Source organism: Haemophilus sp. HN_Hi16 (assembly GCF_049823435.1).
In the GTDB taxonomy this organism is placed as follows: Bacteria; Pseudomonadota; Gammaproteobacteria; order Enterobacterales; family Pasteurellaceae; genus Haemophilus; species Haemophilus influenzae_D.
Window position 1 is genome coordinate 131,401 of the sequence record NZ_CP187500.1, and the last position, 14,794, is coordinate 146,194.

Here is a 14,794-nt window from a genome sequence, read left to right on the forward strand (position 1 = left end):
GAAAATGATGTTAGAACAAACCACTTTTAATGCGCCTGATGGTGCACCTTATCAGCTTATAACCCTGCAAAATGAAAATGGGATGCGTATTCAATTTCTGGATTGGGGCGCAACTTGGCTTTCTTGTAAAGTGCCAGTAAATGACACATTACGCGAGGTTTTATTGGGTTGTAAGGTAGAGAATTATCCCACTCATCAAAGCTATTTAGGCACAAGCGTAGGGCGTTATGCAAATCGTATTGCAAATGCACAATTTGAATTGAATGGCGAACTTATTAAATTAAGTAGTAATCAAGGAAAGCACCAGCTTCATGGTGGAGAGGGTTTTGATAAACGTCGTTGGAAAATTCAAGAGTGCGGTGAGAATTTTGTGTGTTTTTCATTACATTCAGAGCATGGCGATCAGGGTTTTCCTGGTAATGTGGATGTGTCTGTAACCTATACGCTAACAGATGATAATAGCGTAAAAATTGAATATGCAGGGATTTGTGATAAGGATACTGCATTGAACTTAACGAATCATGCTTATTTCAATTTAGAAAATGCAGAGCAAGGCAGTGACGTGCGTGAACATACATTACGTTTAAATGCTGATTTTTATCTGCCTGTAGATAATGAGGGGATTCCTAATTCTCCATTAAAGCACGTGGTGAATACAAGTTTTGACTTCCGTATTGCTAAACCCATCAAGCAAGATTTTTTACAAGGGGATCAGCAAGCAACAAAAGGTTACGATCATTCCTTTATTGTCAATAAAGCTTGGCAAAAGCCTTGTGTGTTACTAACCTCTCCAGCTGGCGATTTAAGTTTGGAAGTAAGAACCTCGCAAGCTGCATTGCAGGTTTATACGGGTAATTATCTTGCAGGTACACCAACGAGAAATGGCGAATTATATACCGATTTTTCTGGCATAGCATTAGAAACTCAATGCTTACCCGACACCCCTAATCATCCTGAATGGCAAAATTACGGCGGAATTCAAAAAGCAGGCGAGCAATATTATCATTGGACGGAGTTTAAATTTAAATAAGCCATTATTTATAATAAAAATGTCATTATAAGATCTATAAATTAGGTTCATTTCTAGCGTTAAAAGCGGTAATACACCACCAGCCCCTTAATCTAATTTAATTGGTCAAGCAATGGCTTTTTTATTTACAAAGGTTTACACTAATTTCAAATTTACTCAGGAAATCTATTATGCTCATTTCTCATTCTGACCTTAACCAACAACTTAAATCTGCTGGAATCGGCTTTAATGCAACAGAACTACATGGCTTTTTAAGCGGTTTACTTTGTGGTGGCTTAAAAGATCAAAGTTGGCTACCGCTCTTATATCAATTCAGCAATGATAATCACGCTTACCCAACAGGATTAGTCCAACCCGTTACAGCACTTTATGAACAAATTAGTCAAACCTTATCAGATGTTGAAGGATTTACCTTTGAACTTGGTTTAACCGAAGATGAAAATGTCTTTATACAAGCGGATAGCCTATCTGACTGGGCAAACCAATTCTTACTTGGTCTTGGCTTAGCACAACCTGAATTAGCAAAAGAAAAAGGCGAAATTGGCGAAGCGGTAGATGATTTACAAGATATTTGCCAACTTGGTTATGATGAAGATGATAATGAAGAAGAGCTTGCGGAAGCACTAGAAGAAATCATTGAATATGTTCGCACCATTGCAATGTTGTTCTATTCTCATTTCAACGAAGGGGAAATTGAGAGCAAACCTGTATTACATTAAGGAGATCTAGAATGGAATTGGCTTATATGGCTAAATTGCCTAAAGAAGAATTTGAGGAACGTCGCACACGAGTATTCGCTCAAATGCAACCTAATTCGGCATTATTGCTTTTTTCTGAAATCGAAAAACGCCGTAATAATGATTGTACCTATCCTTTCCGTCAAGATAGCTATTTTTGGTATTTAACAGGCTTTAATGAACCGAATGCAGCTCTGTTATTACTGAAAACAGAACAAGTAGAAAAAGCCATTATTTTTCTTCGTCCACGCGATCCGTTACTTGAAACGTGGAATGGTCGCCGATTAGGTGTTGAGCGTGCACCACAGCAACTTAATGTAAATGAAGCCTATTCTATTGAAGAATTCGCTACCGTACTGCCAAAAATACTGAAAAATTTGACCGCACTTTACCATGTGCCAGAAATTCATACTTGGGGTGATACATTGGTGTCAGAAAGTGCGGTGAATTTTAGCGAGATTTTAGATTGGCGACCAATGCTCAGCGAAATGCGCCTTATAAAATCGCCGAATGAAATCCGCTTAATGCAACAAGCGGGACAAATTACGGCACTTGGGCATATTAAAGCGATGCAAACAACACGCCCAAATCGCTTTGAATATGAAATTGAAAGCGATATTTTGCATGAATTTAATCGCCATTGCGCCAGATTTCCTTCTTACAATTCCATTATTGCAGGGGGAAGTAACGCCTGTATTTTGCACTATACAGAAAACGATAGCCCACTAAATGATGGGGATTTAGTGCTGATTGACGCTGGCTGTGAATTTGCCATGTATGCAGGCGATATCACCCGCACTTTTCCTGTAAATGGAAAATTTAGCCAGCCTCAACGTGAAATTTATGAGTTAGTTTTAAAAGCCCAAAAACGTGCGATTGAATTGCTTGTACCTGGCAATTCCATTAAGCAAGCCAATGATGAAGTTATTCGTATTAAAACCCAAGGATTAGTGGATTTAGGTATCTTGAAAGGAGATGTGGATACACTTATTGAACAACAAGCTTATCGCCAATTTTATATGCACGGATTAGGTCACTGGCTAGGTTTAGATGTGCATGATGTGGGTAGTTATGACCAAGATAAACAACGGATACTCGAAATCGGTATGGTAATTACCGTTGAGCCTGGTATTTATATTTCAGAAGATGCTGATGTGCCAGAGCAATACAAAGGCATTGGCGTGCGCATTGAGGATAATTTACTGATGACTGAATATGGTAATAAAATCCTAACCGCTGCTGTCCCTAAAGAAATTGCAGAAATTGAAAATTTAATGAATTTTTAATAAAAATGTTTAAATTGTGATCTAGTACACAGTTTTTTATTGCTCAAAATGTTAGCATTGGAGCCAGTTAAAAACCGAACCAATCAGTTAAGGAGTCGATTATGTACAAACACATTTTAGTGGCAGTAGATCTTTCTGAAGAAAGTCCAGTTTTACTTAACAAAGCAGTTGGGATTGCTAAACGCCACGACGCAAAACTTTCTATCATCCACGTTGATGTGAACTTTTCGGATCTTTATACTGGATTGATTGATGTGAATATGTCTTCAATGCAAGACAGGATTTCCACGGAAACACAAAAAGCCTTATTAGATTTAGCTGAAAGTGTGGATTATCCAATTTCAGAAAAATTGAGTGGCAGCGGCGATTTAGGACAAGTTTTAAGTGATGCCATCGAACAATATGATGTGGATTTATTAGTGACGGGACATCATCAGGATTTTTGGAGTAAGTTAATGTCTTCAACACGTCAAGTGATGAATACGATTAAAATTGATATGTTGGTTGTTCCACTTAGAGATGAATAATTAACAAGAAATTGTTTTTTGAATAATCTGAAATAACTTAAATTTTAACCGCACTTCTCAAATAGCGTCGTGAAGTGCGGTTTTATTTTGGGGTTTTGGCAAAAAGCCTTTTTATAAATTTCAAAAATATGCAAAAATAAGGCGATTTAGTTTTTATTTTATTATGGGTAACAAGGATTCTTTTTAATGAAAACAACAGCAGAAATAAGACAATCATTCCTTGATTTTTTCCATAGCAAAGGCCACCAAGTAGTTGAGAGTAGCTCACTTGTGCCGGAAAATGATCCGACTTTGCTTTTCACAAATGCGGGGATGAACCAATTTAAGGATGTATTCCTTGGAATGGATAAACGCCCTTATTCTAGAGCGACCACTGCGCAACGTTGCGTACGTGCTGGTGGTAAGCATAACGACTTAGAAAATGTTGGTTATACCGCACGTCACCATACTTTCTTTGAAATGCTCGGAAACTTCAGTTTTGGCGATTACTTTAAACAGGATGCCATTAATTTTGCTTGGGAATATTTAACTTCTCCACAATGGCTTGGTTTACCTAAAGAAAAACTCTGGGTAACAGTATATGAAACCGACGACGAAGCCTACAATATCTGGAATAAAGAAGTCGGTGTGTCTGCAGAACGTATTATTCGCATTGGTGACAATAAAGGCGCGCCTTACGCATCAGACAATTTCTGGGCAATGGGCGATACGGGTCCTTGCGGTCCTTGTACTGAAATTTTCTACGATCACGGCGATCATATTTGGGGTGGCCCTCCGGGTTCTCCAGAAGAAGATGGCGACCGTTATATCGAAATCTGGAACGTTGTGTTCATGCAATTCAACCGTTTAGCCGATGGCACAATGGAAAAATTACCACGTCCATCAGTTGACACTGGTATGGGCTTAGAGCGTATTTCTGCTGTATTGCAACACGTTAATTCAAACTACGAGATTGATATTTTCAAAACATTAATCGCTAAAACGGCTGAAGTTGTAGGTACAAAAGATTTAAGTAATAAATCATTACATGTTATTGCTGACCATATTCGTTCTTGTGCATATTTAATCGCCGATGGCGTTATTCCATCAAATGAAGGTCGTGGTTATGTATTACGTCGTATTATTCGCCGCGCAGTTCGTCACGGTCACTTATTAGGTGCCAAAGAAGCCTTTTTCTATAAACTTGTGCCAACTCTAATTGAAGTAATGGCTGAAGCTGGGAAAGATGTAAAAGCCAAACAAGCAAATGTTGAAAAACTATTACGTTTAGAAGAAGAACAGTTTGCTCGCACACTGGAACGTGGATTGAGTTTATTAGATGAAGCCCTTTCTCAAGTGAAAGATGGCATTCTTTCAGGTGAAATTGCATTCAAACTTTATGATACTTATGGTTTCCCATTGGATTTAACGGCTGATGTATGTCGTGAACGCAATATCACTATTGATGAACAAGCCTTTGACCGTGAAATGGAAGCACAACGCACTCGCGCTCAAGCAGCGAGCCAGTTTGGTGTGGACTACAACAGCGTTATTCGTGTAGATGGCGAAACTAAGTTTGAAGGCTATACTGAAGTCGAATCTCAAGCAAAAATCACCGCACTTTTCTATGATGGAAAATCAGTAGAAAGTATCGAAGCAGGTCAAAATGCAGTCGTTATTTTAGAAAATACGCCATTTTATGCAGAATCAGGTGGTCAGATTGGCGATAGCGGATATTTAAGCGCAGAAGGTGTAACCTTTAATGTGAAAGATACCCAAAAATATGGGCAAGTATTTGGACACATTGGAGAATTAACGCAAGGAAGTTTGAAAGTTGGGCAAACTGTGAATGCGATTGTGGATGCGGAACGTCGCCATAACACATCGCTCAATCACTCCGCGACACACTTATTGCACGCGGCTTTACGTCAAGTTTTAGGTCAACATGTTGTGCAAAAAGGCTCACTTGTTTCAGATAAAGCCTTGCGTTTTGACTTTGCACAACCAGAAGCCATTACAAAAGAACAATTAACTCAAATTGAAACATTAGTAAACCAAAAAATCCGTGCTAACTTCCCTGTTCAAACGGATATTATGGATATTGATTCCGCAAAAGCGAAAGGAGCAATGGCTCTCTTTGGCGAAAAATATGGCGATAAGGTTCGTGTATTAACGATGGGCGATTTCTCAATTGAGCTTTGTGGTGGGATTCACGCAAAACGCACTGGGGATATAGGTCTATTTAAAATTATTACTGAAAACGCAGTGGCTGCAGGCGTTCGTCGTATTGAAGCTGTGACTGGTGAAAATGCGATTGAATGGTTACATAATCAACAACGAATTCTGACCCAAAGCGCGGACTTATTAAAATCAGATGTAAATACTTTAGCGGAAAAAATCCAACAACTTCAAGAAAAAGCGAAGAAAGTGGAAAAAGAATTACAAGGTCTAAAAGAAAAAGCAGCAATGCAAGCTGGTTCTGATTTTGTAAAAAGTGCGGTCAAAATCAACGGTGTTTCTGTTATTGCACAACAATTAGATGGTATAGAAACAAAATCATTACGCGTAATGGTCGATGATTTAAAAAATCAACTCGGATCAGGCGTAATTGCATTTGCATCAATATTAGATGAAAAAGTTAATCTCGTCGTTGGAGTGACAAATGATTTAACCGCCAAAATAAAAGCTGGAGAACTTGTTAATTTAATGGCTCAACAAGTTGGAGGAAAAGGCGGTGGTCGTCCAGATATGGCAATGGCAGGAGGTTCCCAACCAGAAAATGTGGCACAAGCTGTTAAAGTGGCACAAGACTGGTTAAACAAAAATCTGTAGTACAAGCTGGTTGGTGGGATGCCAACCGTTCCTTGATTGATAGGATATCTAATAAATGCAAACTAAGGAGATAAAAGATGTTAATCTTAACTCGTAAAGTTGGCGAAAGTGTACTTATTGGAGATGATATTTCTATCACGGTTTTGAGTGTACGTGGAAACCAAGTTAAACTCGGTGTTGAAGCGCCTAAAGAAGTATCCGTTCACCGAGAAGAAATTTACCAACGAATTAAACAAACGAAAGATGAACCCCATTCAGGCTCCTCTTAGTTAAACAATGGATATGATAACATGAAAGCAATTATTCCTGTCGCCGGTCTTGGCACACGTATGTTGCCCGCCACGAAGGCGATTCCGAAGGAAATGCTCACTTTGGTGGATAAACCGTTAATTCAATACGTGGTAAATGAATGTGTAGCTGCTGGCATAAAAGAAATTGTGCTGGTAACACATTCATCAAAAAATGCTATCGAAAACCATTTTGATACATCTTTTGAATTAGAAACGATGCTGGAAAAACGTGTGAAGCGTCAGCTTCTAGAAGAAGTTCGTTCTATCTGTCCAAAAAATGTAACCATTATGCACGTTCGTCAAGGTAATGCGAAAGGCTTAGGTCACGCCGTGTTATGCGGTCGTCCTTTAGTAGGAAATGAATCTTTTGCCGTTATGTTACCAGATGTATTATTAGCTGAATTTAGTGCAGATCAGAAAAAAGAAAATCTTGCTGCAATGATTCAACGCTTTAATGAAACTGGCGCAAGCCAAATTATGGTAACCTCAGTTCCGCAAGAAAATGTGAGTAGCTATGGTGTTGCAGATTGTGGTGGCATTGAGCTTAATGGCGGCGAAAGTGCAAAAATTAATAGTATTGTTGAAAAACCTTCTATTGAAGACGCACCATCAAATCTTGCTGTGGTTGGGCGTTATGTTTTTTCAGCAGCAATTTGGGACTTGTTGGAAAAAACACCAATTGGTGTTGGCGATGAAATTCAATTAACCGATGCTATTGATATGCTAATTGAAAAAGAAACCGTTGAAGCATTTCATATGACAGGGGAAACTTTTGATTGTGGCGATAAAATTGGCTATATGGAAGCTTTCGTAGAATATGGTATTCGTCACGAAAAATTAGGTAAAGAATTTAAATCCTTTATCAAAAATTTGGCAAAAACGCTATAAATAGCACCAATATAGATAAAATGGACAAAATGAGAGGTTTTGTCCATTTTGTTTTATTATTCAATAGGATATTACTACTATACATAATGGTAGAATAATTAAAATGAAAATAAAAAGGAAGAATTATGGCACTTTGGGGTGGGCGTTTTACACAAGCCGCAGACAAACGTTTTAAAGATTTTAATGATTCATTACGGTTTGATTACCGTTTGGCTGAGCAGGATATTCAAGGCTCAATTGGTTGGTCCAAAGCCTTGGTTAAAGTCAATGTATTAACTATCGAAGAACAACATCAACTTGAGCAAGCACTAAATGAACTACTTGTTGAAGTGCGGTCAAATCCGCAAGCAATTTTACAAGATGACGCTGAAGATATTCATAGTTGGGTTGAAAGTAAGCTAATTGATAAAGTAGGCAATCTTGGTAAAAAATTACATACTGGTCGTAGCCGTAACGATCAAGTGGCAGTCGATATAAAACTATGGTGCAAACAACGTGTGATTGAATTACAAGAATCCGTGCGTAATTTACAACGCCATTTAGTTCAAACCGCAGAAAACACACAACAAGCAGTAATGCCTGGCTATACCCATTTACAACGAGCTCAACCAATCACTTTTGCCCATTGGTGTATGGCATATGTGGAAATGTTCGACCGCGACTATTCACGTTTAACAGATGCTTATAATCGAATGAATACCTGCCCACTTGGTAGTGGTGCCTTGGCTGGTACGGCTTATGCTGTAGATCGTGATTCACTTGCGCACGATCTTGGTTTTGCTTTCGCAACTAGAAATAGCTTAGATAGCGTCTCTGATCGCGATCATGTCGTAGAATTACTTTCTATCGCTTCTCTTAGTATGGCACATCTTTCTCGCTTTGCTGAAGATATGATTATCTTTAACAGCGGAGAGGCAAATTTCGTAGAACTATCCGACCGCGTGACTTCTGGCTCATCATTAATGCCACAAAAGAAAAATCCTGATGCGTGCGAGTTAATTCGAGGCAAAGCAGGCAGAGTGATCGGCTCATTAACAGGCATGCTAGTTACCTTAAAAGGCTTGCCACTTGCGTATAACAAAGATATGCAAGAAGACAAAGAGGGTATTTTTGATGCCTTAGATACTTGGCAAAACTGTGTGGATATGGCAACGTTCGTATTAGATGAATTGAAAGTAAATGTTGAACGTACTCGTGAAGCTGCATTAAAAGGCTATTCAAACGCAACGGAATTAGCGGATTATTTAGTTTCCAAGGGCGTACCTTTCCGAGATTCCCATCATATCGTGGGCGAAACAGTGGTTTATGCAATCGAGAAAAGCAAAGGATTAGAAGATCTGACTATCCCTGAATTCCGCCAATTTAGTGAAGTAGTGGGAGATGATGTTTACGAGATTCTTTCCCTCCAATCTTGCTTAGACAAACGTTGTGCAAAAGGTGGCGTATCGCCATTGCGTGTTGCCGAAGCTATTGCAGAAGCCAAAATAAGATTTGCTTAATTGATATTATAATTTAGAGATCAAATTGGCTCCTACAAGCATCTAAATGCCGCCCGTTATAAGCAAAAACACTTAAATAAAATGACAAAGACAAAAAGTGCGGAAAAAACCACCGCACTTTTTATTTCAATTAGGAATATTCAATGACCAATCAACAAGACTATACTCAAGACAATGACAAACTTTACCGTTATCTTTTCCAACATCGTGCGGTTCGTGGGGAATGGGTTCGCTTAAATAAAACATTCACTGATACATTAAATACCCATCATTATCCTAAAGCAGTACAGGATTTATTGGGTGAAATGATGGTGGCGACTAATTTGCTTACTGCCACACTAAAATTTGACGGCAATATCACCGTACAAATTCAAGGCGATGGTCCATTACGCTTAGCATTAGTAAATGGCAATGATCAACAACAAATCCGCACCCTTGCTCGAGTGGATGGGGACATCACTGAAAATATGAACCTACATAATATGATTGGTAAAGGCGTATTGGTCATTACTATTGCACCAAAAGAAGGCGAACGCTATCAAGGTATAATTAGCTTGGATAAACCCACGATCACAGAATGCTTAGAAGATTATTTTGTACGTTCAGAACAGCTTAAAACTCAATTAATTATTCGCACTGGAGAATATGACGGCAAGCCAGTGGCAGCAGGGATGTTATTACAGATTATGCCTGATGGTTCTGGTACATCAGAAGATTTTGAGCATTTAACTACGCTCGCAGCAACAGTAAAAGATGAAGAATTATTTGGTCTCCCTGCAGAAGAGTTACTCTATCGTTTATATCACGAAGAAACCGTTAATCTTTATCCAGCACAAGATGTACAATTTTTCTGTGGCTGCTCTGCTGAGCGTTCTGGTTCAGCATTACTTTTAATCTCTGATGAAGAAATTGATGAAATATTAGCCGAGCATAAAGGCAGTATTGATATGCAATGTGAGTGTTGTGGCACACACTACTTCTTTAATAAAGAAGCGATTGAAAAATTAAAATCAACAAGACTTTAAAAACAATCCCGACACAATGTTGGGATTTTTGATCTATATTACAACATCACTAAAAAGAGGTAAAATTTTTAAAGAAATGTTCAAAAATGAGATCTACTTAACATTTTTTTATATTGATATCCATTAGAATAAACCACAGTTAAATTTTAATCTTACATATTAGAGGTGACTTATGACAGACTTAAATAAAGTGGTAAAAGAACTTGAAGCTCTTGGCATTTATGATGTAAAAGAAGTTGTTTACAATCCAAGCTACGAGCAATTGTTTGAAGAAGAAACTAAACCAGGTTTAGAAGGCTTTGAAAAAGGTACTTTAACTACGACTGGTGCAGTGGCAGTAGATACAGGTATCTTCACAGGTCGTTCTCCAAAAGATAAATATATCGTGTTAGATGAAAAAACCAAAGATACTGTTTGGTGGACATCTGAAGTAGCAAAAAACGACAACAAGCCAATGAACCAGGCTACTTGGCAAAGCTTAAAAGACTTGGTAACTAACCAACTTTCTCGTAAACGCTTATTTGTAGTTGATGGCTTCTGTGGTGCGAGCGAACACGACCGTATTGCAGTGCGTATTGTCACTGAAGTAGCGTGGCAAGCACATTTTGTAAAAAATATGTTTATTCGCCCAACTGAAGAACAACTCAAAAATTTTGAACCAGATTTCGTTGTAATGAACGGTTCTAAAGTCACTAATCCAAACTGGAAAGAACAGGGTTTAAATTCAGAAAACTTTGTTGCATTCAACTTAACTGAGCGTATCCAATTAATCGGTGGAACTTGGTACGGCGGCGAAATGAAAAAAGGTATGTTCTCAATGATGAACTACTTCCTACCACTTAAAGGTGTAGGTGCAATGCACTGTTCAGCTAACGTTGGTAAAGATGGCGATGTAGCAATCTTCTTCGGTTTATCTGGTACAGGTAAAACAACCCTTTCTACCGATCCAAAACGTGAATTAATCGGAGATGATGAACACGGTTGGGATGATGTTGGTATCTTTAACTTTGAAGGTGGTTGTTATGCGAAAACCATTCATCTTTCAGAAGAAAATGAACCAGATATTTACCGCGCTATCCGCCGCGATGCATTATTAGAAAACGTGGTTGTTCGTGCTGATGGTTCTGTTGATTTCGATGATGGTTCAAAAACAGAAAATACTCGCGTATCTTACCCAATTTATCACATCGATAATATTGTAAAACCAGTTTCTCGTGCAGGTCACGCAACTAAAGTTATTTTCTTAACTGCAGATGCATTTGGCGTATTACCACCAGTATCTAAATTGACACCAGAACAAACTAAATACTACTTCTTATCAGGTTTCACTGCAAAATTAGCAGGTACTGAACGTGGTATTACTGAACCAACGCCAACTTTCTCAGCATGTTTCGGTGCAGCATTCTTAACCCTTCATCCAACTCAATATGCTGAAGTATTAGTAAAACGTATGCAAGCAGCAGGTGCTGAAGCTTACTTAGTGAATACTGGTTGGAATGGTACAGGTAAACGTATCTCAATCAAAGATACTCGCGGAATCATTGATGCAATCTTAGATGGCTCAATTGAAAAAGCTGAAATGGGCGAATTGCCAATCTTCAACTTAGCAATTCCTAAAGCATTACCAGGTGTAGATTCTGCTATCTTAGATCCTCGCGATACTTACGCAGATAAAGCACAATGGCAATCAAAAGCTGAAGACTTAGCTGGTCGTTTTGTGAAAAACTTTGTTAAATATGCAACTAACGAAGAAGGTAAAGCGTTAATTGCAGCAGGTCCTAAAGCTTAATTAAAAATACTAAAAATATTAACCGCACTTTGGGTAACTGAAGTGCGGTCATTTTTTATCTGTTTTCAAGCTGATAAATGTATTCAAAAATTGACAAAAATCCAGTAAAATCACTGTGTTTTAACTTTCGTCAATTAAAAGGACAATGCAATGCTTAACCAAATCAAAAAAGATGCTCAAGATCGTATGGAAAAAAGCCTTGAAGCATTAAAAGGCCATATTTCAAAAATCCGTACCGGTCGCGCACAACCAAGTTTACTCGATGCAATTCAAGTTGAATATTATGGTGCTGCGACCCCACTTCGCCAATTAGCAAACGTAGTAGCAGAAGATGCACGTACTTTAGCTGTAACTGTTTTTGATCGTTCTTTAATCTCTGCAGTAGAAAAAGCAATTTTAACCTCAGATTTAGGTTTAAATCCATCTTCAGCTGGCACAACAATCCGCGTTCCGCTTCCTCCATTAACAGAAGAACGCCGTCGTGATTTAATCAAAATTGTGAAAGGCGAAGGTGAACAAGGTAAAGTTGCGGTTCGTAATGTGCGTCGTGATGCGAATGATAAAATCAAAGCATTATTAAAAGACAAAGAAATCAGCGAAAATGAACAACATAAAGCAGAAGAAGAAATCCAAAAAATCACAGATATTTACATTAAAAAAGTAGATGAAGTATTAGCGGATAAAGAAAAAGAATTAATGGATTTCTAATCATCAAAAATGCGAAAGGCAGACAGTTTTGTCTGCCTTTATTTTATTAGGTATGCGAATTTAGACGTACCAATGAAAATATAATCAACAAAAGTGCGGTAAAGATTCTATGCAAAAACAAAACATTGTCATTCTTGGTTCAACGGGATCAATCGGTAAAAGTACCCTTTCTGTTATCGAAAATAACCCTCAGAAATATCATGCATTTGCACTCGTAGGCGGAAAAAATGTAGAAGCAATGTTTGAACAATGCATAAAATTCCGACCGCACTTTGCGGCTCTTGATAATGTAAATGCGGCTAAAATTTTACGTGAAAAATTAATTGCACATCATATTCCAACAGAAGTATTAGCAGGACAACGAGCTATTTGTGAACTCGCAGCACACCCTGATGCCGATCAGATAATGGCATCGATTGTTGGTGCAGCAGGATTGTTACCGACTCTTTCAGCGGTTAAAGTGGGTAAACGGGTATTACTGGCAAATAAAGAATCACTGGTAACCTGCGGACAGCTTTTTATTGATGCCGTAAAAAACTATGGCGCGAAGCTTTTACCAGTAGACAGTGAACATAATGCGATCTTTCAATCGTTACCCCCAGAAGCACAAGAAAAAATTGGTTTTTGCCCACTTTCTGAATTAGGCGTAAGTAACATTATACTCACTGGTTCTGGCGGACCATTTCGTTACACACCACTCGAACAGTTCGCTAACATCACACCAGAACAAGCAATTACACACCCTAATTGGTCTATGGGTAAAAAAATCTCTGTCGATTCAGCCACAATGATGAATAAGGGCTTGGAATACATTGAGGCTCGCTGGCTTTTCAACGCAAATGCGGAAGAAATGGAAGTCATTATTCACCCACAATCTATTATCCATTCTATGGTACGGTATGTTGATGGCTCGGTCATAGCTCAAATGGGAAATCCAGATATGCGTACACCAATTGCAGAAACTATGGCATATCCTCACCGCACTTTTGCTGGAGTAGAACCACTCGATTTCTTTAAAGTCAAAGAACTGACGTTTATTGAACCTGATTTTAATCGTTATCCAAATTTAAAACTGGCTATTGATGCCTTTGCTGTGGGTCAATATGCAACAACAGCAATGAATGCAGCTAATGAAATTGCCGTACAAGCATTTTTAGATCGTCAAATTAGTTTTATGGATATTGCAAAAATTAATTCGAAAACAATTGAGAAAATTTCGCCTTATACCATTCAAAATATTGATGATGTACTCGAAATTGATGCACAAGCAAGAGAGATTGCGAAAACGCTAATTAGTAAATAGACCTAGAATAACTAGGTCTAGTTTATTCGATTTAATGGAATACAAATTCCAAAATGCACATATAGGCTGCAATACAAAATAAGATAATCGCCAATAATTTTCTTGTTAAAGCTGGATTCATTAATCCACGCAATTTCATTGAGAAGAAACTCATTCCAAATGAACCCAAGGTAACGACACCAACTACAAGAAAATTTACATACCCTAATTGACCACTTAGGCTGACATCATAAGGGAAGGCTCTTGTGAGATAACCATATAAATTACCAATACCGCCAATAATCATCATATAGTTCGTATAAACGGCAATTTGTTGCGTTTTTACCCCCTTTAATTGCCCGACAAGGGGCGCAATGATAGATCCGCCTCCAATACCTGTAATACCCGCAATTAATCCTCCGCCACAACAGCTAATGCTACCTTTCGCTCGTTCTATAGGAGACATATTAGGCACTTCTATTTGTGTTCTCGATCTGTTTAAAAATGTTTTAATTGCTAGTGCACTCAAACTAACCGTAAAAATTAAACTAATTACCACAGTAGAAAAATAAAAACTTAATTCAAAGCCAATTTGCACGCCAATAACCATCGCAATAGACCATAAAATCATATTGATATAATCAATTTTAATTTTTTGCTTATGGAAAAATAATAAATTAATCAATGCAGTACACATCACTATGGTAAGTGATGTAGCTGAAATAACTTGAATCGGCAATTCAGGAAATAATGTACGTAAAATTGGCACCATCAACACCCCACCGCCAATACCAAAAATAGCAGAAACCATATTGGTACAAATACCGCAAATCAGTAAGATAAAAATTGTGCTAAGTGCCATCTTAGATCCTATTTAAAAATTCATTTAATCATACTTCATTTTGACGTAAGAGCATATGCT

13 protein-coding genes are annotated in these 14,794 nt (G+C 38.1%); 12 read left to right on the forward strand and 1 reads right to left on the reverse strand.

Annotated elements, in window-relative coordinates; translation table 11 throughout:
• The first annotated feature begins 7 nt into the window (after positions 1 to 7).
• The 12 genes from galM (at position 8) to ispC (ending at position 13,893) form a co-directional block, all read left to right on the forward strand.
• Positions 8 to 1,030, forward strand: a complete 1,023-nt coding sequence (gene galM, locus ACPT9C_RS00620; protein WP_111688751.1) for a galactose-1-epimerase — start codon at positions 8 to 10, stop codon at positions 1,028 to 1,030.
• 170 nt (positions 1,031 to 1,200) lie between these two features.
• A complete protein-coding gene (locus ACPT9C_RS00625; protein WP_005663084.1) occupies positions 1,201 to 1,749 on the forward strand; it encodes a YecA family protein in 549 nt (182 codons plus the stop codon).
• An 11-nt stretch (positions 1,750 to 1,760) separates the two neighbouring features.
• Entirely contained in the window at positions 1,761 to 3,053 is a 1,293-nt protein-coding gene (pepP, locus tag ACPT9C_RS00630) for a Xaa-Pro aminopeptidase (protein ID WP_118879795.1), read from the forward strand.
• 101 nt (positions 3,054 to 3,154) lie between these two features.
• Positions 3,155 to 3,580, forward strand: coding sequence for a universal stress protein UspA (gene uspA, locus ACPT9C_RS00635; protein ID WP_005690415.1), 426 nt, complete (start codon positions 3,155 to 3,157; stop codon positions 3,578 to 3,580).
• Between the two features lie 186 nt (positions 3,581 to 3,766).
• On the forward strand, positions 3,767 to 6,391 hold the full coding sequence (alaS, locus tag ACPT9C_RS00640) for an alanine--tRNA ligase (protein ID WP_118879796.1): 2,625 nt from the start codon (positions 3,767 to 3,769) through the stop codon (positions 6,389 to 6,391).
• Between the two features lie 77 nt (positions 6,392 to 6,468).
• Positions 6,469 to 6,660 (forward strand): carbon storage regulator CsrA, encoded by a 192-nt coding sequence (gene csrA / locus ACPT9C_RS00645; protein ID WP_050822941.1) that lies wholly within the window; start codon positions 6,469 to 6,471, stop codon positions 6,658 to 6,660.
• Between the two features lie 21 nt (positions 6,661 to 6,681).
• Positions 6,682 to 7,569, forward strand: a complete 888-nt coding sequence (gene galU, locus ACPT9C_RS00650) for a UTP--glucose-1-phosphate uridylyltransferase GalU (protein WP_005632779.1) — start codon at positions 6,682 to 6,684, stop codon at positions 7,567 to 7,569.
• Positions 7,570 to 7,694: 125 nt separating this feature from the next.
• Positions 7,695 to 9,068, forward strand: coding sequence for an argininosuccinate lyase (gene argH / locus ACPT9C_RS00655; protein WP_050948731.1), 1,374 nt, complete (start codon positions 7,695 to 7,697; stop codon positions 9,066 to 9,068).
• Positions 9,069 to 9,211: 143 nt separating this feature from the next.
• Entirely contained in the window at positions 9,212 to 10,093 is an 882-nt protein-coding gene (gene hslO, locus ACPT9C_RS00660) for an Hsp33 family molecular chaperone HslO (RefSeq protein WP_050948732.1), read from the forward strand.
• A gap of 172 nt (positions 10,094 to 10,265) precedes the next feature.
• Positions 10,266 to 11,882: a phosphoenolpyruvate carboxykinase (ATP) gene (pckA, locus tag ACPT9C_RS00665; RefSeq protein WP_032824375.1), complete on the forward strand. Its 1,617-nt coding sequence runs from the start codon at positions 10,266 to 10,268 to the stop codon at positions 11,880 to 11,882.
• A gap of 150 nt (positions 11,883 to 12,032) precedes the next feature.
• A complete protein-coding gene (gene frr / locus ACPT9C_RS00670) occupies positions 12,033 to 12,590 on the forward strand; it encodes a ribosome recycling factor (RefSeq protein WP_005632773.1) in 558 nt (185 codons plus the stop codon).
• Positions 12,591 to 12,699: 109 nt separating this feature from the next.
• Positions 12,700 to 13,893: a 1-deoxy-D-xylulose-5-phosphate reductoisomerase gene (gene ispC, locus ACPT9C_RS00675; protein ID WP_050948733.1), complete on the forward strand. Its 1,194-nt coding sequence runs from the start codon at positions 12,700 to 12,702 to the stop codon at positions 13,891 to 13,893.
• A gap of 31 nt (positions 13,894 to 13,924) precedes the next feature.
• On the opposite strand, the gene ACPT9C_RS00680 is transcribed toward ispC, so the two are convergent.
• Positions 13,925 to 14,734 carry a sulfite exporter TauE/SafE family protein gene (locus ACPT9C_RS00680; protein WP_050948734.1) on the reverse strand — a complete coding sequence of 270 codons (810 nt, stop codon included), beginning with the start codon at positions 14,732 to 14,734 and terminating at the stop codon, positions 13,925 to 13,927.
• Positions 14,735 to 14,794: the final 60 nt, after the last annotated feature.